Source organism: Cupriavidus sp. 01L415, from assembly GCF_056400065.1.
Genome location: NZ_JBFTSP010000010.1, coordinates 44,005 through 68,243 on the forward strand (window position 1 = coordinate 44,005; position 24,239 = coordinate 68,243).

At 63.1% G+C, this 24,239-nt stretch carries 22 protein-coding genes and 4 tRNA genes; 13 read left to right on the forward strand and 13 right to left on the reverse strand.

All coding sequences use genetic code 11. From position 1 onward, the window contains the following. Positions 1 to 65: 65 nt before the first annotated feature. On the reverse strand, positions 66 to 2,048 hold the full coding sequence (gene acs / locus AC1DOX_RS16660; protein ID WP_441619926.1) for an acetate--CoA ligase: 1,983 nt from the start codon (positions 2,046 to 2,048) through the stop codon (positions 66 to 68). Between the two features lie 296 nt (positions 2,049 to 2,344). Between acs and AC1DOX_RS16665 the strand changes: the two genes are divergently transcribed. From AC1DOX_RS16665 to murI, 4 genes are all read left to right on the forward strand, one after another. Continuing rightward, the gene (locus AC1DOX_RS16665) at positions 2,345 to 3,280 is read left to right on the forward strand and encodes a DMT family transporter (protein WP_441619928.1); all 936 of its coding nucleotides are present in this window, start codon (positions 2,345 to 2,347) and stop codon (positions 3,278 to 3,280) included. A gap of 127 nt (positions 3,281 to 3,407) precedes the next feature. Next, entirely contained in the window at positions 3,408 to 3,959 is a 552-nt protein-coding gene (locus AC1DOX_RS16670) for a TIGR00645 family protein (protein ID WP_441619930.1), read from the forward strand. 130 nt (positions 3,960 to 4,089) lie between these two features. Beyond that, positions 4,090 to 5,613 carry a fumarate hydratase gene (locus AC1DOX_RS16675; RefSeq protein WP_441619932.1) on the forward strand — a complete coding sequence of 508 codons (1,524 nt, stop codon included), beginning with the start codon at positions 4,090 to 4,092 and terminating at the stop codon, positions 5,611 to 5,613. A 103-nt stretch (positions 5,614 to 5,716) separates the two neighbouring features. Continuing rightward, positions 5,717 to 6,526: a glutamate racemase gene (murI, locus tag AC1DOX_RS16680; RefSeq protein ID WP_441620046.1), complete on the forward strand. Its 810-nt coding sequence runs from the start codon at positions 5,717 to 5,719 to the stop codon at positions 6,524 to 6,526. Positions 6,527 to 6,544: 18 nt separating this feature from the next. On the opposite strand, the gene AC1DOX_RS16685 is transcribed toward murI, so the two are convergent. After that, on the reverse strand, positions 6,545 to 8,845 hold the full coding sequence (locus AC1DOX_RS16685; RefSeq protein ID WP_092134477.1) for an AAA family ATPase: 2,301 nt from the start codon (positions 8,843 to 8,845) through the stop codon (positions 6,545 to 6,547). A gap of 248 nt (positions 8,846 to 9,093) precedes the next feature. Here AC1DOX_RS16685 and AC1DOX_RS16690 point away from each other — a divergent pair, with 248 nt between their 5' ends. The 5 genes from AC1DOX_RS16690 (at position 9,094) to AC1DOX_RS16710 (ending at position 11,927) form a co-directional block, all read left to right on the forward strand. Further along, positions 9,094 to 9,330 carry a hypothetical protein gene (locus AC1DOX_RS16690; protein ID WP_441619934.1) on the forward strand — a complete coding sequence of 79 codons (237 nt, stop codon included), beginning with the start codon at positions 9,094 to 9,096 and terminating at the stop codon, positions 9,328 to 9,330. A gap of 34 nt (positions 9,331 to 9,364) precedes the next feature. Next, entirely contained in the window at positions 9,365 to 10,024 is a 660-nt protein-coding gene (locus AC1DOX_RS16695) for an energy transducer TonB (protein WP_441619936.1), read from the forward strand. A 51-nt stretch (positions 10,025 to 10,075) separates the two neighbouring features. Continuing rightward, a complete protein-coding gene (locus AC1DOX_RS16700) occupies positions 10,076 to 10,804 on the forward strand; it encodes a MotA/TolQ/ExbB proton channel family protein (protein WP_092134481.1) in 729 nt (242 codons plus the stop codon). Positions 10,805 to 10,832: 28 nt separating this feature from the next. After that, positions 10,833 to 11,246: an ExbD/TolR family protein gene (locus AC1DOX_RS16705; RefSeq protein ID WP_092134483.1), complete on the forward strand. Its 414-nt coding sequence runs from the start codon at positions 10,833 to 10,835 to the stop codon at positions 11,244 to 11,246. 354 nt (positions 11,247 to 11,600) lie between these two features. After that, complete coding sequence (locus AC1DOX_RS16710) at positions 11,601 to 11,927, forward strand: hemin uptake protein HemP (protein WP_441619940.1); 327 nt, start codon at positions 11,601 to 11,603, stop codon at positions 11,925 to 11,927. Between the two features lie 239 nt (positions 11,928 to 12,166). On the opposite strand, the gene AC1DOX_RS16715 is transcribed toward AC1DOX_RS16710, so the two are convergent. The 3 genes from AC1DOX_RS16715 to AC1DOX_RS16725 all read right to left on the reverse strand — a co-directional run bounded on the left by AC1DOX_RS16715 (position 12,167) and on the right by AC1DOX_RS16725 (position 13,671). Continuing rightward, complete coding sequence (locus AC1DOX_RS16715; protein ID WP_092134486.1) at positions 12,167 to 12,574, reverse strand: heme-binding protein; 408 nt, start codon at positions 12,572 to 12,574, stop codon at positions 12,167 to 12,169. Positions 12,575 to 12,737: 163 nt separating this feature from the next. After that, positions 12,738 to 13,004 (reverse strand): hypothetical protein, encoded by a 267-nt coding sequence (locus AC1DOX_RS16720; protein WP_441619942.1) that lies wholly within the window; start codon positions 13,002 to 13,004, stop codon positions 12,738 to 12,740. Between the two features lie 316 nt (positions 13,005 to 13,320). After that, entirely contained in the window at positions 13,321 to 13,671 is a 351-nt protein-coding gene (locus AC1DOX_RS16725) for a hypothetical protein (RefSeq protein WP_441619944.1), read from the reverse strand. 175 nt (positions 13,672 to 13,846) lie between these two features. Between AC1DOX_RS16725 and AC1DOX_RS16730 the strand changes: the two genes are divergently transcribed. Beyond that, positions 13,847 to 13,933 (forward strand) — tRNA-Leu (locus AC1DOX_RS16730). Positions 13,934 to 13,963: 30 nt separating this feature from the next. Here the strand turns inward: AC1DOX_RS16730 and AC1DOX_RS16735 are convergent. Further along, a complete protein-coding gene (locus tag AC1DOX_RS16735) occupies positions 13,964 to 15,064 on the reverse strand; it encodes a YeiH family protein (protein ID WP_441619946.1) in 1,101 nt (366 codons plus the stop codon). A gap of 106 nt (positions 15,065 to 15,170) precedes the next feature. Between AC1DOX_RS16735 and AC1DOX_RS16740 the strand changes: the two genes are divergently transcribed. Next, positions 15,171 to 16,088 carry a LysR family transcriptional regulator gene (locus AC1DOX_RS16740; RefSeq protein ID WP_441619948.1) on the forward strand — a complete coding sequence of 306 codons (918 nt, stop codon included), beginning with the start codon at positions 15,171 to 15,173 and terminating at the stop codon, positions 16,086 to 16,088. A gap of 15 nt (positions 16,089 to 16,103) precedes the next feature. Here the strand turns inward: AC1DOX_RS16740 and AC1DOX_RS16745 are convergent, their stop codons facing one another. The 6 genes from AC1DOX_RS16745 to uvrC form a co-directional block, all read right to left on the reverse strand. After that, on the reverse strand, positions 16,104 to 17,333 hold the full coding sequence (locus AC1DOX_RS16745) for a cation:proton antiporter domain-containing protein (protein ID WP_441619950.1): 1,230 nt from the start codon (positions 17,331 to 17,333) through the stop codon (positions 16,104 to 16,106). Positions 17,334 to 17,756: 423 nt separating this feature from the next. Beyond that, positions 17,757 to 17,830, reverse strand: a tRNA-Cys gene (locus AC1DOX_RS16750). Positions 17,831 to 17,944: 114 nt separating this feature from the next. Further along, positions 17,945 to 18,020: transfer RNA gene (locus tag AC1DOX_RS16755), tRNA-Gly, on the reverse strand. 64 nt (positions 18,021 to 18,084) lie between these two features. Then, positions 18,085 to 18,160 (reverse strand) — tRNA-Gly (locus tag AC1DOX_RS16760). 180 nt (positions 18,161 to 18,340) lie between these two features. Further along, positions 18,341 to 18,940, reverse strand: coding sequence for a CDP-diacylglycerol--glycerol-3-phosphate 3-phosphatidyltransferase (gene pgsA, locus AC1DOX_RS16765; protein WP_092135404.1), 600 nt, complete (start codon positions 18,938 to 18,940; stop codon positions 18,341 to 18,343). Positions 18,941 to 19,070: 130 nt separating this feature from the next. Further along, positions 19,071 to 21,080: an excinuclease ABC subunit UvrC gene (gene uvrC / locus AC1DOX_RS16770; RefSeq protein ID WP_441620048.1), complete on the reverse strand. Its 2,010-nt coding sequence runs from the start codon at positions 21,078 to 21,080 to the stop codon at positions 19,071 to 19,073. 187 nt (positions 21,081 to 21,267) lie between these two features. On the opposite strand from uvrC, the gene earP reads away from it, so the two are divergent. Together earP and efp are read left to right on the forward strand one after the other, a co-directional pair. Then, positions 21,268 to 22,425 carry an elongation factor P maturation arginine rhamnosyltransferase EarP gene (gene earP / locus AC1DOX_RS16775; protein ID WP_441619952.1) on the forward strand — a complete coding sequence of 386 codons (1,158 nt, stop codon included), beginning with the start codon at positions 21,268 to 21,270 and terminating at the stop codon, positions 22,423 to 22,425. Between the two features lie 114 nt (positions 22,426 to 22,539). Next, a complete protein-coding gene (gene efp, locus AC1DOX_RS16780) occupies positions 22,540 to 23,100 on the forward strand; it encodes an elongation factor P (RefSeq protein WP_092134499.1) in 561 nt (186 codons plus the stop codon). 84 nt (positions 23,101 to 23,184) lie between these two features. Here the strand turns inward: efp and nagZ are convergent, their stop codons facing one another. Then, positions 23,185 to 24,234, reverse strand: a complete 1,050-nt coding sequence (gene nagZ / locus AC1DOX_RS16785; RefSeq protein ID WP_441619956.1) for a beta-N-acetylhexosaminidase — start codon at positions 24,232 to 24,234, stop codon at positions 23,185 to 23,187. Between the last annotated feature and the right edge of the window lie 5 nt (positions 24,235 to 24,239).

The window sequence follows — 24,239 nt, forward strand, 5'->3', positions numbered from 1 at the left end:
AAAAAGCCCGCCAGCGCGTGGGGCGCCGGCGGGCCGTGGCTTGGGGGCTTGGGCCCGTCAGCGTCTTATTGTGCCTGCTTCAGTTGGTCCAGGATGGCCGGATTTTCCAGCGTCGAGGTGTCCTGCGTGATTTCCTCGTTCTTGGCCAGGGACCGCAGCAGTCGTCGCATGATCTTGCCCGAGCGCGTCTTGGGCAGGTTGTCGCCAAAGCGGATGTCCTTCGGCTTGGCGATCGGACCGATTTCCTTGCCGACCCAGTTGCGCAATTCGGTGGCGATCTTCACGGCTTCCTCGCCGTCCGGACGCGAACGCTTGAGCACCACGAATGCACAGATGGCCTCGCCGGTCATGTCGTCGGGGCGACCCACCACGGCGGCCTCGGCCACCAGCGGATTCGCGACCAGCGCGGACTCGATTTCCATCGTGCCCATGCGGTGTCCGGACACGTTCAGCACGTCGTCGATCCGGCCCATGATCGTGAAATAGCCGGTTTCCTTGTCGCGGATCGAGCCATCGCCGGCCAGGTACAGCCTGCCGCCGAGCTCTTCTGGGAAGTAGCTCTTCTTGAAGCGCTCCGGGTCACCCCAGATCGTGCGGATCATCGACGGCCACGGACGTTTGACCACCAGGATGCCACCACTGCCGTTGGGCACGTCCTGGCCGGTCTCGTCGACGATCGCGGCCATGATGCCGGGCAGCGGCAAGGTGCACGACCCCGGCACCAGCGGCGTGGCGCCCGGCAGCGGCGTGATCATGTGACCGCCGGTTTCGGTTTGCCAGAACGTATCGACGATCGGGCAGCGCTCGTTGCCGATGTTCTTGTAGTACCACATCCACGCTTCAGGGTTGATCGGCTCGCCCACCGTGCCCAGCAGGCGCAGGCTCGACAGGTCGTATTGCTTCGGATGAATCTTCTCGTCGGCGTCGGCGGCCTTGATCAGCGACCGGATCGCCGTCGGCGCCGTGTAGAAAATGCTGACCTTGTGGCGCTGGATCATCTCCCAGAAGCGCCCGGCGTTCGGGAAGGTCGGCACGCCTTCGAAGACGACCTGCGTGGCGCCGGCGGCCAGCGGGCCGTAGGCGATGTAGGTGTGGCCCGTGACCCAGCCGATATCGGCGGTGCACCAGAAGAGATCGTCAGGCTTGACGTCGAACGTCCAGCGCATCGTCATCAGCGCCCAGAGCAGGTAGCCACCGGTGCTGTGCTGCACGCCCTTGGGCTTGCCGGTGGAACCGGAGGTGTACAGCACGAACAGCGGGTGCTCGGCCCCGACGGGCTCCGCCGCGCAGGTGTCCGGCTGGCCGGCGGAAACTTCGTCCATCCAGCGGTCGCGGCCTTCGGTCCAGGCCACCTTGCCGCCGGTGCGGCGATAGACCACCACGTGCTTCACGGCGTCACAGCCGCCCAGCGCCAGCGCCTCATCGGCAATCGCCTTCAACGGCAACGCCTTGCCGCCGCGCATCTGTTCGTCGGCCGTGATCAGCGCCACGGCGCCCACGTCCACCAGGCGTTCCTGCAGGGACTTGGCCGAGAAACCGCCAAACACCACCGAGTGCGTGGCACCCACCCGGGCGCAGGCCTGCATTGCCACCACGCCTTCGACTGACATCGGCATATAGATGACGACGCGGTCGCCCTTCTTGATGCCCAGTGCCTTCAGCCCGTTGGCAAAGCGGCTGACCTTCGCCAGCAGTTCCTTGTAGCTGACGCGGGTGACGGTGCCGTCGTCCGCTTCGAAGACGATGGCGTTCTTGTCACCGATGCCCTTTTCGATATTGCGCTCGAGGCAGTTGTAGGAGGCATTGAGCTGGCCGTCCTCAAACCACTTGTAGAACGGCGCGTTGCTCTCGTCCAGCACCTTGGTGAACGGCTTGTCCCAATGCAGCAGCTCGCGGGCGTGGCGCGCCCAGAAGCCCTCGTAGTCCTTTTCGGCTTCGTCGCACAGGGCCTGGTAGGCCGCCATGCTGGGGATCGCCGCAGACTTGGCGAACGACTCGGGGGGATTGAAAACGCGATGCTCCTGCATCACCGACTCGATGGCGGACATGGGTTGTCTCCTGTTTGACTTTGACAGCTTCGCTGCAAGGTACGCCCGGCGGCTTACTTAAACCTGACGGTGCAGGCACACGCGGCATCGTTGACGGATGCTGCGGCGCAGCAGGCAAAAAGCGGGAGACGGGGGCGCAAGTGCAGTCGGCTCTACTACGTTAGCACAGCTATAATGCGCCGAGCCCCATACCCGAACGCCGCATGCGAGCATTTCGTGGCGCTCCCATCATTTTTTGCGGCGCCTCTCGGTTCACCGTTTTCCGGCGCCGCTCCCATCTCCCGGTTGTACACGCCTTGCCTGTCCACGCACTCTTCCTGATCGCCGCGATGGCCCTTGTTGGCAGCAACGTCGGCCTGGGGAAGTCCATCATCGCCGAGGTACCAGTCCTGCTGTTCGCGTTGCTTCGCTTCGTGATTGCGATCGTGTGCCTGTCGCCGTGGTATCGGCCCTCGCGCATGCGCACGGTGTCGCGAGGCGAATGGCGCAACCTCTTCCTGATGGCGTTCTTCGGCACGTTCATGTTCACGCTGCTGATGCTGGGCGGCGTGCGACTGACCAGCGCGATGGCCGCGGGCGTGATCACCAGCACGATCCCGGCCACGGTGGCCATCCTCTCCTGGCTGTGGCTGCGGGAGCGTCTGTCGCGCCGGACCGTGGCGTCAGTGTTGCTGGCGGTCGCTGGCATCGCCGTGCTCAATATCGCCCGTGGCGGCGAAGATCACGGCGGCCAGGCCGGTGGCCAGGCACTGGTCGGCAACCTGATGATCCTGGGCGCGGTGGTGTGTGAATCGATCTACGTGATCCTGTCGCGCCGGCTCTCGCAGACGCTGGCTGCGATCGAGATCTGCGCATACACCCACCTGATCGGCGGTGCGCTGATGCTGCCGCTGGGGCTGCTGCCGCTGCTGACGTTCGACTTCGGCAGCGTGGCCGGCACCACCTGGGCGATGCTGCTCTGGTACGCACTATCGGCCAGCGTGTTCTCGTTCTGGCTCTGGATGAAGGGCATCCGCCATGTGCCGGCGCAACTGGCGGGCGTGTTCACGTCCGTATTACCGGTGGCGGCTGCGTTGTACGGCATCGCCTTCCTGGGGGAGCGGCCGGGCTGGGCGCACGGCGTGGCGCTGGCCTGCGTGCTGGGCGGGATCGCGCTGGCCAGCTTGCCAGGGCCGATCGCGCGACGCGCGCTGCGGAGTCGCCCGGATCAGGCAACGCCAGACGGGAACTGACGCAAGGGGCACCGGGAGGCCCCCGATAAACCGGATGTGACGGTTTCGATTGTCCTGGGGCGCAAGGTACAATCACACCCCATCTTGATTGTCTTGAGACATTTACAATCGCCTCCCTGCATTGCCCATGGCCTACACCCCTCTTCGCCCTATTCCCCGCATCATCTTTGCGTCCCGCTGGCTGCAGCTTCCGCTCTACCTCGGCCTGATCGTTGCGCAAGGCGTCTACGTCTATCACTTCCTACATGAGGTCTGGCACCTGCTGTCGCACGTCACCACCTATGACGAGACCAAGATCATGCTGGTGGTGCTGGGCCTGATCGACGTGGTGATGATCTCCAACCTGCTGATCATGGTGATCGTGGGCGGATACGAGACCTTCGTCTCGCGACTGGGTATCGACAACCACCCGGACGAGCCCGAGTGGCTGGACCACGTGAACGCGGGCGTGCTCAAGGTCAAGCTGTCGATGGCGCTGATCGGCATTTCGTCGATCCATCTGCTGAAGACATTCATCGATGCCGACCAGCGCTCCCATCACACCATCATGTGGCAGGTCATCATCCATGTGGCCTTCCTGCTTTCCGCGCTGGCGATGGCCTGGGTGGACCGCATGGTGTCCCATCCTCACGCGGCAGGCCATGCGCCGGCCTCGGGTGCGCCGCAACAGGCGCACTGAGGCAGTCCGGCCCTTCCGGGTGGAGCCTTGATCGCTTTTCGGGATGTCGACGGCTGTATGCAACTCCGCAACCGTCGCCGTCACGGTGTATCATCCCGGGCTGTGTTTCACCGCTGCCCTCCCCCACAAAATGACAGTCATCAAGCAAGAAGACCTCATCCAGAGCGTCGCCGACTCCCTGCAGTACATCAGCTATTACCACCCGATGGACTACATCACCAGCCTGGGCCGCGCCTATAAGCTGGAACAGAGTCCGGCCGCCAAGGATGCGATTGCGCAGATCCTGACCAACAGCCGCATGTGCGCGGAGGGCAAGCGCCCACTGTGCCAGGACACCGGCATCGTCACGATCTTCGTCAAGGTGGGGATGGACGTGCGCTGGGATGGCGCCACCATGGGCCTGACGGACATGATCAATGAAGGCGTGCGCCGTGGTTACACGCACCCGGACAATGTGCTGCGCGCCTCGATCGTCAGCCCGCCCGAAGGCGCCCGCAAGAACACCAAGGACAACACCCCGGCTGTGATTCACTACGAGGTCGTGCCGGGCAACACCGTGGACATCCAGGTCGCGGCCAAGGGCGGCGGCTCCGAGAACAAGTCCAAGTTCGTGATGCTGAACCCGTCCGACTCCATCGTGGACTGGGTGCTGAAGACCGTGCCGACGATGGGCGCCGGCTGGTGCCCGCCGGGCATGCTGGGCATCGGCATCGGCGGCACCGCCGAAAAGGCGATGGTGATGGCCAAGGAATCGCTGATGGAATCCATCGACATCCAGGACATCATCGCGCGCGGCCCGAAGGACTGGGTCGAGGAAATGCGCGTCGAGCTGTACGAAAAGGTCAACGCGCTGGGCATCGGTGCACAGGGCCTGGGCGGCCTGGCCACCGTGCTGGACGTCAAGATCATGGCATCGCCGACGCACGCGGCATCCAAGCCCGTGGCGATGATCCCGAACTGCGCGGCCACTCGCCACGTGCACTTCACGCTGGACGGCAGTGGCCCGGCCCAGCTGGAAGCGCCGGACCTGTCGGCCTGGCCGAAGGTCGAGTGGGCGCCGAACACCGAGACGTCGAAGCGCGTGGACCTGAACACGCTGACGCCGGAAGAAGTGGCTTCGTGGAAGCCTGGCCAGACGCTGCTGCTCAACGGCAAGATGCTGACCGGCCGCGATGCCGCGCACAAGCGCATCGCCGACATGCTGGCCAAGGGCGAGAAGCTGCCCATTGACTTCACCAACCGCGTGATCTACTACGTGGGCCCGGTGGATCCGGTGCGCGACGAAGTGGTCGGCCCGGCTGGCCCCACCACCGCCACCCGCATGGACAAGTTCACCGAGATCATGCTGTCGCAGACCGGCCTGATTTCGATGATCGGCAAGGCCGAGCGCGGCCCTGTGGCGATCGAAGCGATCCAGAAGCACAAGTCGGCCTACCTGATGGCCGTGGGTGGCGCGGCCTACCTGGTGTCGAAGGCAATCCGCGGCGCCAAGGTGCTGGCCTTCGAAGACCTGGGCATGGAAGCGATCTACGAGTTCGACGTCAAGGACATGCCGGTGACGGTAGCCGTGGACAGCTCGGGTACGTCCGTGCACAAAACTGGCCCCGCCGAATGGCAGGCCAAGATCGGCAAGATCCCGGTCGCGGCGGCATAATGGCGGCACCGGCGGACCTGCTTCGCGCAGGTTCTCCACACAGGAAAGCCGGGTCGATGTGGCCCGGCTTTTTTGTTTGAATGCTCTTCACTTCCTGCCCCACGTGAATCCCGCACCTATCGGCGTTTTCGATTCCGGCCTTGGCGGCCTGTCCGTCCTGCGCGAAATCCGCGCGCTGCTGCCGCACGAATCGCTGCTTTACCTGGCTGACTCCCGCTACGCGCCCTATGGCGAGAAGCCCGAGCGCTTCGTGGAGGCGCGCACGCTGCAGGTCTGCGAGTGGCTGGCGGCGCAGGGCTGCAAGGCCCTCGTGATTGCCTGCAATACCGCGACGATGCACGCGGTGCAGACGCTGCGCGATCGACTGACGCTGCCGATCATCGGCGTGGAGCCGGGGCTGAAACCCGCAGCGGCCGCGAGCCGCAGCAAGGTGGTGGGCGTGCTGGCCACCGCCAACACTTTGAAGAGCGCCAAATTCAACCGGTTGCTGATGTCGCTGCAAGACGAAAGCCGTTTCGTCTGTGAGGCCGGCCTGGGCCTGGTGCCGCTGATCGAGCAAGGCGACGTGTCCGGGCCGGCCGTGCGCGACAAGCTCGACGCATTCCTGACCCCGATGCTCGAAGCCGGCGCCGACACACTTGTGCTCGGCTGCACCCACTACCCTTTCCTTGCGGAGACGATTCGCGCGATGGTGGGCGACCAGCTCGCGCTCGTCGACACCGGCAGCGCCATCGCCCGCCAGCTGGCGCGCAAGCTCGTCGAATTCGATCTGGCGGCCGGCCCGGACGCCATGCCGCGCGACCGCTGTCTATCCACCAAGGATGCCGCACACTTGCGGGCCATGGCCGCGGCGCTGCTGCAGGTGGAGACGAATGCCGAGACTGTCACCATCGAACCCGCCCCGGCCGTCTGACGCACTGTCGATCCGTCGCTACTGGAAGAAACCCAGCGGCTTGTGATGCCGCACCTCCGGTTTGACCGCATGCTCCTGGCGAAGCTGCGCGAGGAATTCATCGGGCGTCAATGATTCCCCCAGTACGACGGACTGCCGCTTGACCGTGGCAAAGTCGCCCGGTGTCAGGCAATCCATCGCATCAAGCTCGTGGCGAATGGCATCGGTCATACGGCCTTCATTGCCTTCCAGAGCCTCGTCGATGAACATGGTCGCGCGCTGCGCGGGCTTGAGCGGAAGGAAGCGGATCTTGAACGAGAAACGCCGCAGCGCGGCTTCGTCGATACGATCGAACAGGTTGGTCGTGCAGATGAAAATGCCGTTGAAGCGCTCCATGCCCTGAAGCATCTCATTGACTTCCGACACCTCATAGTTGCGCACCGCCTGCTGGCGGCTTTGCATGAAGCTGTCGGCCTCATCAAGCAGCAGCACCGCCCCGTCCTCCTCCGCGCGCGCGAACATCGCGGCAATTTGCTGTTCGGTTTCGCCGACGTACTTGCTCATCAGGTCAGAGGCACGCCGGATCATCAGCGGCAGATCGAGTTCGGCGGCGATGTGCTCGGCGAGCGCGGTCTTGCCAGTGCCGGGCGGCCCGTAGAAACACAGCGTGCCCCGTTGCCGCGCGCCAAGCGCCTGCACGATCTTGTCCACCTCATAGCGCGCTTCCAGGTGCAGGTTATCGAGCCGGTAGTGGGTCACCACGGGACGTGCCTCGGCCTCGGGCCGCAAGCCCATCGCGCGGTCCGCATGCTCCAGCTGACGCAGGATCAGCGCCTCGACGGGTTCCTCCACATCGGGCCGCGCGAGTTCCACGAAGCGCGCGGCCGACTGCACCTGCGCGGGTGTCAGCGTCTTGCGCGCCGCCAGCGTGGCGATAAAGGCATCGCTCACGGCCAGCCCGCCCAGGTGCTTGCGGATGATGTTCTCGCGCACCAGCGGTGGCGGAATCCTCAGTTCCAGATGGAACTGGAAGCGCCGCAGATAAGCCGGATCAATCTGACGGATCGAGTTGGAGATCCAGATCACCGGCACGGGATTCTGCTCCAGTGTCTGATTGACCCAGGCCTTGCCATTGACGGAGGCGCGCGTGTCCTCCTGTCCGAAGAGGCTCATCAACTCGCGCGCGCTGCCGGGGAAGACGTCCTCGACTTCGTCGAACAGCAACGCTGTGCGCGGGCGGCCGCGCAGGAACGCTTGCGAGACCTGCAGCGAACGATAGCGGTCCTTGCCGGACAGGCTGTTGCCATCGCGATCGAAGCAATCGACCTCGTAAAGCTCGCAGCCGGCCTCGCGCGCAAGCAGGCGCGCAAATTCTGTCTTGCCAGTACCTGGCGGACCATAGATCAACACATTGACGCCAGCGGCATTCTGGCGCGTGGCATTGGCCAGCAGCGCGGAGAGATAACGGGCATCGGTCTCCACATGGGGGTAGTCGCTCGTCCCCAGCGTGGGCGGGGCGGCAGGCCGAGTGAAGACCGCCATCATCTCGGCCTCGCTCGCATAGTTGCCCAGCAGCACGTGGAGCAGCCGGTCGGACAGTCGCATCAGGTCGCCGAGGTCCGTGACGCTGTTCTCCGGCAGAGGCTGTTCGATCAGGTTGAGGGTTTCCAGCCGCGAACCGGGGCGCAGCGACACTGCGATGTCGGCGGGGCTCGCGCCGGTCAGGCCGGCCAGGATCTGAAAGGCCTCCTGGCTGTGCGCAACCTTGCAGTCGACCATCACCGCGCGCAGGTCGCGCTTGTACTTGGCCAGCGCGGCGTAGAGAAGCAGCTTGCGTTCGTGTTCGGGCAGGTTCAGCACGTGGCTGAGCATGTCGATGTTGCGCACCAGCAGCACGCGTTCGCCGTCCAGCCGCGCGGCGATCGCGGCGGCCGATGCATCGAACACCGCGAACATGTCCTTGGCGTGGTGCTTGACGTACTCGTCGAGATAGTAGAACAACGCGCTTTCATCGAAAGCGCTGTTCCACTGGCCGTGGCGATCCAGAAATTCCTCGGGTGTCAGCCGCGACGCGCCCTTCCATGCTGGCATGTCGGCACACCGCGCCGACAGGAAGCGCTGCACGCGGAGCACCACCCCATAAGGCCAGACCATTTCCTGTGCGCTGACGGTCAACACGTCATTGATGTTGCTGCGCAGGTTAAAACGGGGCCCGAGCGCGCATACGACGCGCAATGCAAACTGGGCACACATCCAGTCCAGCGCTGAAGTCCCGGTCAGGCCGGGAGAAGCGCGGAGGAGCGTGGAGCGGTCGTCTTCAGCAAAACGTGTGAAGTCCATGGCCAGTTCCCTTCGCACAGGGCTGGCGGGCGCCCGGACCGCGGGAGCGCCATCGCCTGCGCTGTTTCTGCCGCTAGTGGGGTGTCACGTTGTGTCTTTCGCCTTTTCCTTTCTGCCGCCGGATGGATTCGTTCTAATAATCCTAGCGCGGTTTTCCGCCGCCGGGGTATTGGAGACACCCGGCGGACGCGGCCTCTCCCACGCAGGGCTCCGGTAGCACTCCTCGGTAGCACTCTCGTTACCCGGCCATGCGATTGCTGCCAGGATGGGCCATCATATTGGCGAATCGGCCAAACGCATTGCACAATGCGCAACAAATAAGAATCATTATCGTTTATACTATCGCCCTGATACGCTACCCAAGAGTGGCGCTCCCCCGGCAACCCGGTTTCTTCGAGGCTGTTTTTTGGAGCGTTATCATGGAATTGCTGTTGAGCCTGCTGGTCGGATGTGGCATCTCGCTGATCCTGTTCTACCGCAAGTGATTGCGCCAACCGGCGTTCACCTGTCGTTCTTCCCATGTTCGATCAACGATTCTTCAAGATCACTGTTGCTGTCCTGCTGTTTCATGCCGGGCTGCTGTATCTGGTCCAGAGTGGCCTGGCGCGCAAGCTGACCGAAGCGGTCATCTCGCCTGAAATCGTCGCCCGGATCATTCCGCTGGAGCCACCTCAGCAGCCGCCCGCGCCGGAACCGCCAAAGCCGAGGCCGGAGACGCCGCCCAAGCAGGTCAAGGTGGTGACGCCGCGCCCCACCCCGCCGAGGCCGCAACCGACGCCGGAGCCGGTGGCATCGCTGCCGCCGACACCGACGGCTATCTCGGCGCCGCCCTCGCCGCCTGCACCGCCTGCGCCCGCACCGGAACCCGCTGCGCCTGCGGCGCCGGCCAACGCCGCGCCGCGCGCCGTGGGCATAGGCGAGATCGCCTGCTCGCCGCCTCAGGTCGCCTATCCGTCGCAGTCTCGCCGTATGGGCGAGACCGGCAAGGCCGTGGTACGCCTGACCACCGACGAAGGCGGCCATGTGGTAAAGACTGCAGTAGTCACGTCTAGCGGGTCATCACGACTTGACCAGGCTGCGGTAGACGCCGTGCAGAAGATGCGCTGCAAGCCCTACATGGACAACGGCCGCGCCGTGGCCGTGACAGCGCAGCAGCCGATCAATTTCGAACTGAACTGATTTCCCGGAATTTTCCGATCTTCCCAAACACAGACATCATCAGGAACCACCATGCAGGACCTCGGACTCTCCCACCTCTGGTCGCAAGGCGATTTCGTCATGCGAGCGACCGCCATCATTCTGCTCATCATGTCGCTGCTGTCGTGGATCGTGATCCTCACCAAGGCGTGGGATCTGATTCGCCTCAAGAAGATGGCGCATGGCGCGGAAAAGCGCTTCTGGCATTCCGACGATTTCGACCACGCACTGGAAACGCTGGGCGCCAATGACGCCAACCCGTTCCGCACGCTGGCCGTAACTGGCAAGGAAGCCGCGCAGCACCATCGTGCGAGCCAGCCGCAACTGCATGACGTCCTGGACATTTCCGACTGGCTGACCCGCTCGCTCAAGAGCGCGATCGACGAAGCCGTCGCCCGTATGCAGTCCGGCCTGGCCGTACTGGCATCGGTGGGTTCCACCGCGCCGTTCGTCGGCCTGTTCGGCACCGTCTGGGGCATCTATCATGCACTGATCGGCATTGGCGCCTCGGGCGTGCCGACGATCGACAAGGTGGCTGGCCCGGTGGGTGAAGCGCTGATCATGACCGCCTTCGGCCTGGCCGTGGCGATTCCCGCGGTGCTGGGCTACAACGCACTGAGCCGTGGCAACAAGTCGGTCATCAGCAAGCTCAACCGCTTTGCGCACGATCTGCACGCATACTTCGTGACCGGCGCCCGCGTGCGTCCGACCACCTCCCGCGCAGCCGACGACGGCTCGGTGCGCCTGGCTGTCAAGAACTGAGCGCGACCCGCATTAGAAGGAAGTCATCATGGCATTCGGCACTCTCGACGGAGACGATGACGAAGTGATGAGCGAAATCAACATGACGCCGCTGGTCGATGTCATGTTGGTGCTGCTGATCATTTTCATCATCACGATTCCAGTCATCAATCACGCGGTAAAGATCGATCTGCCGCGCGCGACGAACCAGCCCAACGACAGCAAGCCGCAAAACATCAACGTGTCCATTGACGCGCAGGGCAAGGTATTCTGGAACCAGCAGGAAGTTGATCAACCCGCGCTGGAGGCCCGCATCGCCGACGCCGCACAGCTGCAGCCGCAACCGGAGCTGCATCTGCGTGCGGATCGCGACGTGCGCTACGAGCGCGTGGCCGAAGTCATGGCCGCCGCGCAGCACGGCGGGCTTGGCAAGATCGGCTTCATCACTGAACCGAAGCACTGATTCGACGCGTCTGGGCGGACGCCGGGAAGAGCAAGGGCATCCAACTGGATGCCCTTTTACTTTGCGCATTCGTACGCAGTCGGTCGCGCGAGGTTACGCGGGTCGATGCTCGGGCACTGCGTGTCGATCCGCGTGAACGGCCGTATGCGTGTCTGTATGGGTGTTCGTTTTGCCCGTTCGCTCGGATGGATTCCAACGATCTGCACCGCCCTCCGCCCTGGCGTTCTTAGCAAGAATTGTCGCGTGGTTATTGCAGGTGTAAAGGTTCGTGAAGACCCTTGTAATGATAACAATTCTCATTTAAGATCGATGTCACTGTGAATCACACATCGAATGCTTGGTACGGAGAAGATCATGAGCACCCTGAGCCTGCCGCTGTCGCAACCGCGTGAAGTCACGCGCCGCCGCTTGTCCCTGCGTCGTGTCGATGTTGCCCCGCAGGCGCGCCGTGAGACGTCTACCGCTTCGTCGGCGATCGAATCGGTCAAGTCGGCCGTGGCCGCACTGCCCGCGCGGCTGGAAGCCCTGATGCGCCCCGACAGTTCGTCCAACGAGTCCACCGCCCAGGCCGTGCCGCTGGAAGCCATCATGCGCGGCGCCACGACGCTGCCGATTTTGCATAACGGCGAGGTCTACACTCTGCGTGTGACGCGCTACGGCAAACTGATCCTGACCAAGTGAAATACGGCTTCGCAGCCGGTGCGGCCAATATCAACTGCAATGACTTTTGTGGGGACCACCCTCTCAAGGGGTGTTAGGCAGTAGCCAGATGGTCGGACCGCAATACGGCAAGCTTCCAAACCCCTTGCCCTATTGCCCGACGCCAGCCATGCCATCTTTTTATACCGCCCCGCAGGCATTGCGCCTGCGGGGCTTTTGCTTTTGCATGGGGCCAGTCGCCCGGCCCTTGCAATGCGAGATCAGATACCCAGGGCAGCGATGCCTGCGCGAGCGATCTGCGCGTCTTCGGTCGACTTCACGCCCGACACACCCACGGCGCCCACTACCTGATCGCCCACGACAATGGGTACACCGCCTTCGAGCATGCCGTGCAGCACGGGCGCCGTCATGAACGAGTAGCGGCCGTTGTTGATCATGTCTTCGTAAATCTTCGATTCGCGACGGCCCAGCGCGGACGTGCGCGCCTTTTCCGTGGCGATATAGGCCGAGATCGGCGCTACGCCATCCAGGCGTTGCATGCCGAGCGGATGGCCACCGTCATCGACGACCACAATCGTGACAGCCCAGTTGTGGGCCTTGGCCTCAGCCTCGGCGGCGACCAGCACCTTCTTCACGTCGTCAGCCGTCAGTACGGTTTTTTGCTGCATACCTCTCTCCAGGTTCATGTCAGGTTGAGGCCGCAGTATATCGCGCGAAAGTCCCTGCCAAGGTCGTCACCGAGGTTCAATGTCTTTCACCTTGACGGACATTGCGCAAAAAAGCCCGCATTGCTGCGGGCCTTGCTCAATTGCGACTGGCTGGATGAATCGGTCAGGCTCCATCGGTGAACGCGTCGCGCTTGTCGTTCACTCGCGCACCGTCCAGATAGACGTCACGCCTGTCATTTACGCGTGCACCATCGGTATAGACATCGCGGCGATCATTGACGCGTGCACCATCGGTATAGGTGTCGACAGCGCCCACGCGCTGACCACCACTGTAAACGTCGAATTTGGCGGGTGCGGCGAACGCCGAAACCGAAATGGCGGACAGCGCGCCGAGTGTGGCAATGGCAGCCATGCGTTGCTTGATGTTCATGTGAATCCCCTTGTTCCTGTTAGCAGCGGGCGCCGCGCCATCAGGCTGATCCTGTGGGAGCAACGTCACGAAGGCAGTGTAGGGGGAAACCCTGAAGTCAGCGTCCAGATCACTTGAGCGGTCGCATCAAATTCTTTGACTGATGAATTCCGATGGGAACTACCTTGCGCAATCTTCCACCAATTCTTCTCGCAAAAATCCCATTAACCCGGAGGTAATTCGCCCGTATAAACAGAAAAAGCTCCAATCCTGGAGCTTTTTCTAACAATCGCCTTTCAACGACCTTTCAATTCAATCACTGTGTACCGGCTTGATCTCACCAACGACCGTGGCCATGACCATGGCCGTGGCCGTGATCCCGGTAGTACCCACCGTGGCCGCGCCACCCCGGGTGTCCATAGTAGTAGCCGGGACCAGGGTAGTAGCGGGGACCGTAGTAGACCGGTGCAGGGCGCACCACCACCGGCGGCGGGCCGTAGTAGACAGGCGCCGGAGCCACCACAACCGGCGGCGGGGCATAGTAAGCCGGCGCAGGCGGATAGTAGGCAGGACCGCCCACCACCACACCAGGCACGCCAATCGCCACGTCCACGTTCACGCGTGCCATTGCAGCGCCAGACGCCAGCGCGGCGGCTACACCGAATGCTGCGAACAACCAACGTTTCATGATCGTGCCTCTAGAGTTGAGTGAATCTCGATACCTGTATTGTAGGGGTTCTCAATTCTCCAGGTGCAACGCGGGTATCTACATTGTTACCGGCGGTAACAGCGGGATCACATTCGCCGGAAGTGCTCTGGCTTGCTTCCTGCAGGGTAAGCCACGACAATACCGGGCTTGCCGTGCGGCCGTGGAGAAATTGGTAGACTCAGCAGACTTAAAATCTGCCGCCTTTCCGGGCTTACGGGTTCGAGTCCCGTCGGCCGCACCACTTCTTGCACCGCCCTTCCCCGGGGCTGGGTCAGGTCAACAGCGCGCAAAGCAGCGCACCCACCCCGATCAGGAATACGAATAGCACACCCGCCAAAGCCAAGGGCTTGCGGCCCGCGCGCAGCAAATCGCCAATGCGCGTGTGCAGACCAATGGCCAGCATTGCACATGCCAGCAGCCAGTTGTCGAGTGCGATCAGGCCAGGCTTCAGCAATGCTGGCACCATCGACGCCGAATTCAGGGCCATCACTGCGACAAATCCAATCGCGAACCACGGCACCGATTTCATCAATCCGCGCCAGTTGCGCGTGCCACCTGAAGCGTCCGACCAGCTTGTGCGCGGCCACAGCGCCATGATGAGCAGCAGCGGACCCAGCGCCAACACACGAACCATCTTGGCAACAACCGCTGCATCGGCCGTGGCATCGCTCACCATCTTGCCCGATGCGATCACCTGAGCCACCTCGTGCAACGTGGCACCCGTGAAGATGCCGAACGCGCGCTCAGTCACGGCCAAGTGCAATTGCTGCGTCGCCAGTTCGTAGAGCCACGGATACAGCAGCATGCCCACCGTGCCAAACAACACCACCGTTGCCACCGCCACGGCAGTCTGGCGATCATCGGTCCGCACGACCGATGACACAGCAATCGCCGCGGCCGCGCCGCAGACTGCGCTACCCGCACTCACCAGAATCGCTTCCCGCCGGCTCAGGCCAAAGAAGGATGTGCCGACCCACATGCCGAACAGCAGCGTCGCCACCAGCATCGCCAACGGGACGACGACCCCACCGAGGCCGAGTGCTGCAATCGCGCCGAACGTCAAACGCAGGCCGTACAAGGCCACGCCAAGGCGCAGCAGGTGATGGCGCGCGAACTGCATCCCTGGCGCCAGCGGCGTCAACCAGTGCTTCGGCATCGTATTGGCGGCAACCATGCCGGCGCACATCGCCAGCGTCAGGGCCGACAAGCCATACTTGGAGATCGCGGGATGGTCGGCCAGCACCAGTGCCAGCCAGGCGATGGCACCAAGCGGCGCCAGGGTGAGCGCGCGGACGCGCCACAATGCCAACCCCGACGGAGCGGCGGCCGCCAGTGAGGAAGAAGCAGGGGAAGAGGCAGGGGTCGTGGGCATGGCAGCGACAATGTTCTTGGACTGCCTGAAGCGTAATGGTCGCGCCCTAACCCGCAAAACGGGTAATATCGTTATACATAATCTGTTATATCGATAAAGCCACACCATGGACCAGCGCCCGCTTCGCCTGACCCTGCGTCAACTGCAGGTGTTCGTTGCCGTCGCCCAACACGGCAGCACCATTGCCGCGGCAGACGCACTTGCGATGTCCCAGTCTGCCGTGAGCGCATCACTATCAGAACTGGAGCGCGCTCTGAATGGGCCACTGTTCGATCGGGTGGCGCGGCGACTGAGTATCAACGAAGCTGGCCGGCAGTTCTTTCCGCGCGCATTGTCATTGCTCGATCAGGCCCACGAGCTTGAGCGCTTCGCGTCGGCGGGTGGCGTCCAGTTGCGAATCGCAGCCAGCAATACCATCGGCAGCTATATCCTGCCGGCCCTTCTGGCGGGCTTTCGCAATGCACAGACTGGTCCATGCACGCTCGACTTGCGTATCGGCAATACCCAAGATGTGCTTCAGGCACTGATGAAGTTCGAGGCCGACATTGGCCTGATCGAAGGCACCAGTCACGAACGCGACCTGCGTAGCGTCCACTGGTGCGACGACGAGATGGTGGTGATCGTAGGACCGGCACACCCGCTGGCGATGACCGCAGAGGAACCAGAAATCCTCCACAGCATGCTGCGCGAGGCCGACTGGATCGTGCGGGAACCGGGCTCGGGTACGCGGGAGGTTATCGAAGAGCGGCTTGTGCCACATCTCGGGGCGCTGCGCTTTGCACTGGAGCTCGGCAACGCAGAGGCCATCAAGCGCGCCGTGATGAGCGGCTTCGGCGTGAGCTGCCTGTCCCTGCACGTGGTGCGCGACGAGATCGAGCGCGGCGCTCTCGTGGCGCTGCGCAACGGCTTGCCGCGCGTCATTCGCCCGCTGCAACTTGTCGTGCATCAGGACAAATTTCCAACCCAAGGCCTGCTGGCCTTCACCGAATACCTGCGTGGCGCGGCGCCGGCCCTCTGCACCTGAGCCGAGACTACACCCTCAGACCGGCTGCGGATCTCCGCCCCGATCCATCCGTGCGCTGTAGCGGTCGAGCATGTGGAATAGCACGGGGTTGAGCAGGATCGACAGCAACGCGCCAGCGAGGATCAGCGCCTGGCCACGCTCCGGCAGAATCTTCAGGTAGACGCCCAGACTGGCCAGGATGAACGAGAATTCGCCGATCTGCGCCAGGCTCACGGCAATCGTCATGCCGGTCTTGTTGTTGTGGCCGAACGCCCGCACGATGCCGAGCGCCGCCAGCGACTTACCCACAACGATGATCAGCAGCGTGGCCAGCACACCCCACGGATCATTTACAAGCACCATCGGATCGAACAGCATCCCCACCGAAACGAAGAACAGCACGGCGAAAGCATCTCGCAGCGGGAGTGATTCCTCGGCCGCGCGATGACTGAACTCCGATTCCGCCAACACCATTCCGGCGAAGAAGGCCCCCAGCGCAAACGACACGCCAAATAAGGAGTAAGCCCCAAAGGCAACGCCCAGCGCGGTGGCCAGCACTCCCAGTCGAAACAGCTCGCGGCTGCCGGTCCAGACAATGCGCTCCAGCATCCATGGAATGAAGCGCCGACCAATCACGAGCATCACGGCCACGAACGCGACGACCTTGCCGAGCGTGGCAAACACCTCGATCAGGACTTCCATGGTGCTCGGCACGACCGCATCGCCCTCATGCCCGCTGCCGAGCAGCCCGGCCATGGCCGGCAACAGTACCAGCGTCAGCACCATCGCCAGGTCCTCGACAATCAGCCAGCCCACCGCAATGCGCCCCTGTGGCGACTCCACCAGATCACGCTCCTGCAAGGCACGCAGCAGCACGACGGTACTCGCCACGGACAGCGCCAGGCCGAACACGAGCCCCTGCCCCCACGACCAATCGAAGCCCCATGCCACAAGCATGCCCAGCGCGGTGGCAATGGCGATCTGCACGATGGCCCCGGGAATGGCGATAGTCTTCACCGCCATCAGGTCCTTGACCGAAAAATGCAGCCCCACGCCAAACATCAGCAGGATGACACCCAGCTCCGCCAGTTCCGGCGCAAGCGCTTGGTCGGCCGTATAGCCAGGCGTGTGCGGCCCCACGACGATGCCGGCGCAGAGATAACCAATCAGGGGCGGAAGCTTGAACTTGTTGGCGATCGCACCCAGGATGAACGCCAGCACGATACCGCCGACGATTGTGCTGATGAGCGGGGTGGCGTGATGCATGCGTCTGGGGTTCCTTTCCGGTGTCTCGGTTGTCTCGGTGTCGGGCGACCACGCACCTCCCTGGCGTCGACATCGCACGAGGACACGTCATCGACAACAAGGCATAGCAGCGGGTTGAAGGTCGTACGGGAAGAGCGGCCGCAGACCGTGGGCGCAAGTGAAGACCAACGCGTCACGGCATAGGGAATGCATCGGAATACGACTACGCGAGGTGGGCAGACCCACGACAGGCGCCGTCCCGGATGCGTACGGCATGGCGTAATGTAACACGCGCGCCACCCCGGGCAGCCTGAGAAACGTCGCAAAAAGCGGCGGCTATTTGACGACTTTTCGGCGAACGGGGCGGACGGGCGTCCGGGCCGAAAAGCGAAGCAGCGCCGCAAAAACAAAACGGCGCCACAATGGGCGCCGTTTGCTTAAGACTGGAGGCGGAGGTCGGAATCGAACCGGCGTACACGGCTTTGCAGGCCGCTGCATAACCACTCTGCCACCCCGCCAGGTGACGATGCTGGATTGTATCCGTATTCGCCTGCGCCGTCGTAATCGACATCACTGCGGCGTGGACAGCAATCCTGCCAAACAAAAAGGGAAGCGACGCTTCCCTTTGGGATTGGAGCGGGAGACGAGTCTCGAACTCGCGACCTCAACCTTGGCAAGGTTGCGCTCTACCAACTGAGCTACTCCCGCGTACAACTTTTCTACTACTTCGCATTCGATGATCTTTTCAAAACCTCATCGAACGTATTTAACCTGGAGCGGGAGACGAGTCTCGAACTCGCGACCTCAACCTTGGCAAGGTTGCGCTCTACCAACTGAGCTACTCCCGCAGGGCCCTGCATCATACTGAAAAGCAGACTTTTGCGCAACTTCTTTTAAACACGCAGCTTTGTGCCGGTATTTCGCGCTAAATACTGCTTATCTTGCTGCCTCCGATTGCGTCGTCAGCAGCGAGAACGAGATTATTGCAAAGATCGAACCGCCCCGTCAACAACTTTTTGCAGGGGTTTTCATTTTTGTGTGCGGGCCCCGCCGACCATATTGCTGCGCTCGCGGATCTGCGGCCAGGCGAGCTTCATGTAATAGAACATGGACCACAGGGTCAGCACGGCCGCCACATAAATCATCCAACCGCCCAGCACAGATGCATCGACGCCGAACACCGGATCGTTAAACAGCAGCAGCGGGATGGCGATCATCTGCACGGTCGTTTTGAGCTTGCCGAGGAAGTTCACTGCCACGCTCTTTGAGGCGCCGATTTGCGCCATCCACTCGCGCAGCGCCGAAATCGTGATCTCGCGCCCGATGATGACCAGTGCGATCAGGTCGGCCACACGGCCCAGCGCCAGTAGCGACAGCAACGCGGCCGTCACCATGAGCTTGTCCGCCACCGGATCGAGAAAGGCGCCGAACGACGAGGTCTGGTTCCAGCGCCGCGCCAGAAAGCCATCGAGCCAGTCCGTGGCCGCGGCCACAATAAAGAACGTCGCTGCAGTGACGTTCTTGGTGTGCATCGGCAGCCAGGCCTCGGGCAGGTAGTAGACCCCCACCACGAGAGGAATCATGGCCACGCGAAGCCAGGTCAGCAGGATGGGGATATTCAGTGGCATGAGCGGGCGTTTGGGGAAGGAGCGAGCCGGCCGGCATTGGCGAATGCCGCGATTGTCGCCGATTTCGGCCCGAACCCGCCAGTTCGGGCCGAAATCGCCCACGCCATGCCGTCAGCGGCATGTGTGACGGTCAGTGCAACTGGCGATAGATTTCTTCGGCCAGTGTGCGCGAGATGCCCTCGACGCTGGCCAGTTCGTCGATGCTGGCCGCCATGACGCCCCGCAACCCGCCAAAACGCGTTAGCAGCTTTTGTCGGCGACGAGCGCCGACGCCCTCGATTTCCTCGAGTCGTGACGTCGTGCGCGCCTTGGCCCGGCGCGCGCGCATGCCGGTGATGGCGAAGCGGTGGGCCTCGTCGCGGATCTGCGCCACCAGCATCAGTGCCGCGCTGCCCTGCCCCAACTCGAGCGATGGCCGTCCGTCGGCGAATACCAGCGTCTCCAGGCCCACCTTGCGACCCTCGCCTTTGGCCACGCCGACCAGCAGACCGATATCGAGACCGAGTTCCTCGAAGACCTGGCGCGCCACTTCGACCTGGCCCTTGCCGCCGTCGATCAGTACCACGCGCGGCATGCGCGGCACGACATCACCACCGGCCGCCTCGCCGCTCAGGTCGCCACCATCTTCCTGGATCTGCTCCACCAGCTTCTGGTAGCGGCGGGTCAACACTTGCCGCATGGCGGCATAGTCGTCTCCCGGCGTAATGTCCTGAATATTGTAGCGACGGTATTCGCTGTTCTGCATGTCGTGGTGGTGGAACACCACGCACGAGGCCTGCGTTGCCTCGCCAGCGGTATGGCTGATGTCAAAGCACTCGATGCGCAGCAACGCCAGATCTTCCATGTCCAGGGCGATGGTTTCGGCCAGCGCGCGCGTGCGGGCCTCCTGGCTGCCCTGTTCCGCCAGCCGCCGCGCCAGCGCGAGTTCCGCGCCTTGCACCGCCATCTCCAGCCAGACCTTGCGCTGCCCCTGAGGCTGGCGCACCAGTGAGATCTTGCGTGACGCCTGCATCGATAGCGCCTCCACCAGCGCGGCGTCCGCGGGTCGGTGGCTCAACACGATGATCGGGGGTACCGCCTGGTCGAGGTAGTGCTGAACCATGAATGCCGACAGCACGCGCGCAGCGATACGGTCAACGGACAGCAGCCCTGCGCCCTGCAGTGCCTCGGAACCCTCGTCGCCCGCCTCGGTCGCGTCGTCAGTCTCCTCCACGATCATCGCGGCCTCGTCGGCATGGGCCGGAAAATACGCCTTGTCGCCCAGATGGCGGCCGCCGCGCACCATGGCCAGATTCACGCACGCGCGCCCTCCCTGCACGGCGACGGCCAGGATGTCGATGTCACGCGCCTGCCCGACCTCCTCCACGGCCTGCCGCTTGAGCACGGTGGACAACGCGGAGATCTGGTCGCGTACCGCCGCGGCCTGCTCGAATTCCAGTTGCTCCGCGTGCGCTTCCATCTTGGTCTGCAGGCCCTCCAGCACTTCCGTCTCGTGGCCCTGGAGGAAGCGCGCCGCGTTGTTGACGTCGCGCGCGTAGTCTTCCTCGCTGATCGCGCTCACACAGGGCGCCGTGCAGCGATGGATCTGATGCAGCAGGCACGGCCGCGTGCGATTGTTGAAGACGGTGTCCTCGCACGTGCGCAACTGAAACACCCTCTGCAGGATTTGCATGCTTTCGCGCACCGCGTAGGCGTTCGGGAACGGGCCGAAGTACTGGTGTTTGCGATCCGTTGCGCCGCGGTAGTACGCCATGCGCGGAAATTTGTGCCCCGTCAGCTTGAGAAACGGATAAGACTTGTCATCGCGGAACAGGATGTTGTACCGCGGCGCCAGCGCCTTGATGAGGTTGTTCTCAAGCAGCAGCGCCTCGGCCTCCGTCCGCACGACCGTGGTCTCGATGCGCACAATCTTGCCGACCATCATCGCGATGCGCGGCGAGAGCTGGGTCTTGTTGAAATAGCTTGAAACGCGTTTCTTCAGGTCGCGCGCCTTGCCCACGTAGAGCACGTTGCCGTCGGCATCGAAATAGCGATACACACCCGGCAGCCCCGGCAAGCGCGCGAGGATCGGCCGGGGGTCGAAGGCTGGCGCGTCGGGCAACTCCGGATCTGTGGCTGGCGCCGCATCAGCCGGCGGCATATCGGCCTGCACGGCGTCGACTTGCAACGTGGGCGCGGATTGTGGCTTGTCAATCGGGGGCGCGGGTTCCTGCTCGGGCATCTGAGATGAGAAAGTTGGACGGCGTGGCACGCGGGCGGCGGCACTCGCTCTAGAATCGCAAGTTTAGAGCAATTCGCCTGCAGGGCTTTTGCGGGTTATTCCTGCCATGACCATCCGTTCCTGGGACATTTTCTGCACCGTCATCGACAACTACGGCGACATCGGCGTTTGCTGGCGCCTGGCCCGCCAGCTAGCCCAGGAACATGGGCATGCCGTGCGACTTTGGGTCGATGATCTGGTCAGCTTTGCGCGGCTGGCACCCGAAATCGATCCCGCCGCACCACGCCAGAGGCTGGCCGGCGTGGAGATCCGCCGCTGGGACCCCAGCCCAGGCGCGCCGTTCGATGCGGTAGCGCCGCATGACGCCGTGATTGAGGCCTTTGCCTGCCATCTGCCCGAGCCCTTCCTCGCAGGCATGGCCGCAGCCGAACGCAAGCCCGCGTGGATCAACCTAGAGTACCTGAGCGCCGAGGCATGGGTCAGCGAGCATCACGCGATGTCGTCACCCCATCCCCGCCTGCCGCTGATGAAGTACTTCTTCTTTCCAGGCTTTGCGCACGGCACGGGTGGCCTGCTGCGCGAATCGTTGCTCGGCGCACAACGCGATGCGTTTCTGTCCAGCCCGGCAGCTCACGCGACGCTCTGGCACCGCCTGGGCGTGGATCCGATCGCAGGTGCACTGCGCGTCAGCCTGTTCGCCTATGCCAACCCCGCGCTGCCTGCCCTGCTCGAGCAATGGCGCGACGGAGCGACGCCGATCCAGTGCCTGATCCCGCAAGGATTGGCCGCCCGACAGATCGGGGAATGGTTCGGCGCGCCAGCGCCAGTGCAACCTGGCGCCTCATTTCATGCCGGCAACCTGACGGCGCAGATCATTCCGTTCGTGCGGCAGGAGCACTACGACGAGTTGCTCTGGGCTTGCGATATCAACTTCGTGCGCGGCGAGGACTCCTGCGTACGCGGACATTGGGCCGCCAGGCCATTGATCTGGCACATCTACCCGCAATCCGACGACGCCCATCACGTCAAGCTCGATGCGTGGCTGGAGCGCTTCGGTCGCAGCGGCGTGGCGCCGCAGGCGTCACATGCGCTGACGCAGTTCTCGCATGCCTGGAATGGCTACGGCGCGGCGCCTGACTGGGCGTCCCTCCATGCACAATTGCCCGCGCTGACGTCGGCGATGGACCGTTGGCAGCGGCAGCTGCAGCACTTGGGTGATCTGGCCGCAAATCTCGTGGCCTTCTGCGAAAATCGGGTAAAATAGAGGGTTGATTTTGATGGCGAGCCAAGAACAGCAACCGCCGGCAGCGCGCCTTCGCCATACCGATTCCCGGGGTCGTATTGTTCCCGGACCTACTTTTTCAGGAAAACAGTTCAGATGAAAATCGCACAGGAACTCCGCGTCGGCAACGTGTTCATGATCGGTTCCGATCCGATGGTCGTACAGAAGGCCGAGTACAACAAGTCGGGCCGTAACGCCGCCGTCGTCAAGATGAAGTACAAGAACCTGCTGACGGAGGCCCCGGGCGAGTCGGTATTCAAGGCCGACGACAAGTTCGAGGTGGTGGTGCTGGAGCGCCGCGAATGCACCTACTCGTACTTCGCCGACCCGATGTACGTGTTCATGGACACCGAGTACAACCAGTACGAAGTCGAGAAGGACAGCATGGGTGACTCGCTGAACTACCTCGAAGACGGCATGAACGTCGAAGTGGTGTTCTACAACGACAAGGCTATCTCGGTGGAAATGCCGACGACGCTGGTTCGTGAAATCATCTACACCGAACCGGCCGTCAAGGGCGACACCTCGTCGGGCAAGGTGCTCAAGGGCGCCAAGATCAACACCGGTTTCGAACTGCAAGTGCCGCTGTTCTGCAACATCGGCGACAAGATCGAAATCGACACGCGTACCGGCGAATACCGCAGCCGCGCCAACTAAGGCGTGTGCACCTCCCCGCTCCGGCGGCGGGGAGACGAAAAAGGGCAGCTTCGGCTGCCCTTTTGCTTTGATCGACGCGCAACGTCAGGCGATCAGCAGATGCTCCTTCAGCAAGCGCAGCGCAGCGCGATACTCGCCTTCCTGCTGCAGCTTGTTCCAGTCCAGCGGCTTCTTGCGGCCGAACAGCTTGCGGATGCGGCGTTGCGAAGCCTTGCCGATCGAAACATCGAGCTCGGACAGCAACTGGTCCGCACGATCCGGATGATTGCAGATCAGCACCATGTCACAGCCTGCGTCGAGTGCTGCACGCGCGCCCTGCGTGACGGTACCTGCCACGCTTGCGCCCTCCATGCTCAGATCATCGCTGAAGATCACCCCCTCGAAGCCCAGCCGCGCGCGCAGCACGTCCTGCAGCCAGAATCGCGAGAATCCGGCCGGGTTCGGGTCCACCTTCGGGTAGATCACGTGTGCCGGCATCACCGACGCCAGCGCCCCTCCCATCCAGTCGTACGGACGTGCATCCTGGCCCAGGATCTCATCGAGTTCGCGCTCATCAACGGGCACTGCGACGTGCGAATCGGCAGCCACAAAGCCATGCCCCGGGAAATGCTTGCCGCAGTTGCTCATGCCCGCCAGCAACAGGCCATGCGTGAGGTGATTGGCCAGCATCGTCACCACGCGCGGGTCGGCGTGGAAGGCGCGATCGCCGATCACGGCGCTGCGCCCGTAGTCCAGATCCAGCACAGGCGTAAAGCTCAAGTCGATGTCGCACGCGCGCAGTTCGGCCGCCAGCACGTAACCGCAGGCGATCGCCACCTTGGTAGCCGCCATCACATCGCGATCCCAGAGTTCGCCCAACTTGCCCATGGCTGGCAAGTGCGTGAATCCATCAGTCCTCGCGCGCTGCACGCGACCACCTTCATGATCGATGCAGATCAGCACGTCGTCGCGCACAGCGCGAATGGCGCGCGTGAGCGCTGTCAGTTGCGCGCGCGATTCGAAATTGCGCGCAAACAGGATCACGCCACCTGTCAGCGGATGGGCGATGCGGCGCGCATCTTCCGCGTCGAGCTGCTTGCCCACCACATCGAGCACCACCGGGCCCGGCTGCTTGCCGGAGACTTTCTTGTTCATAGAAA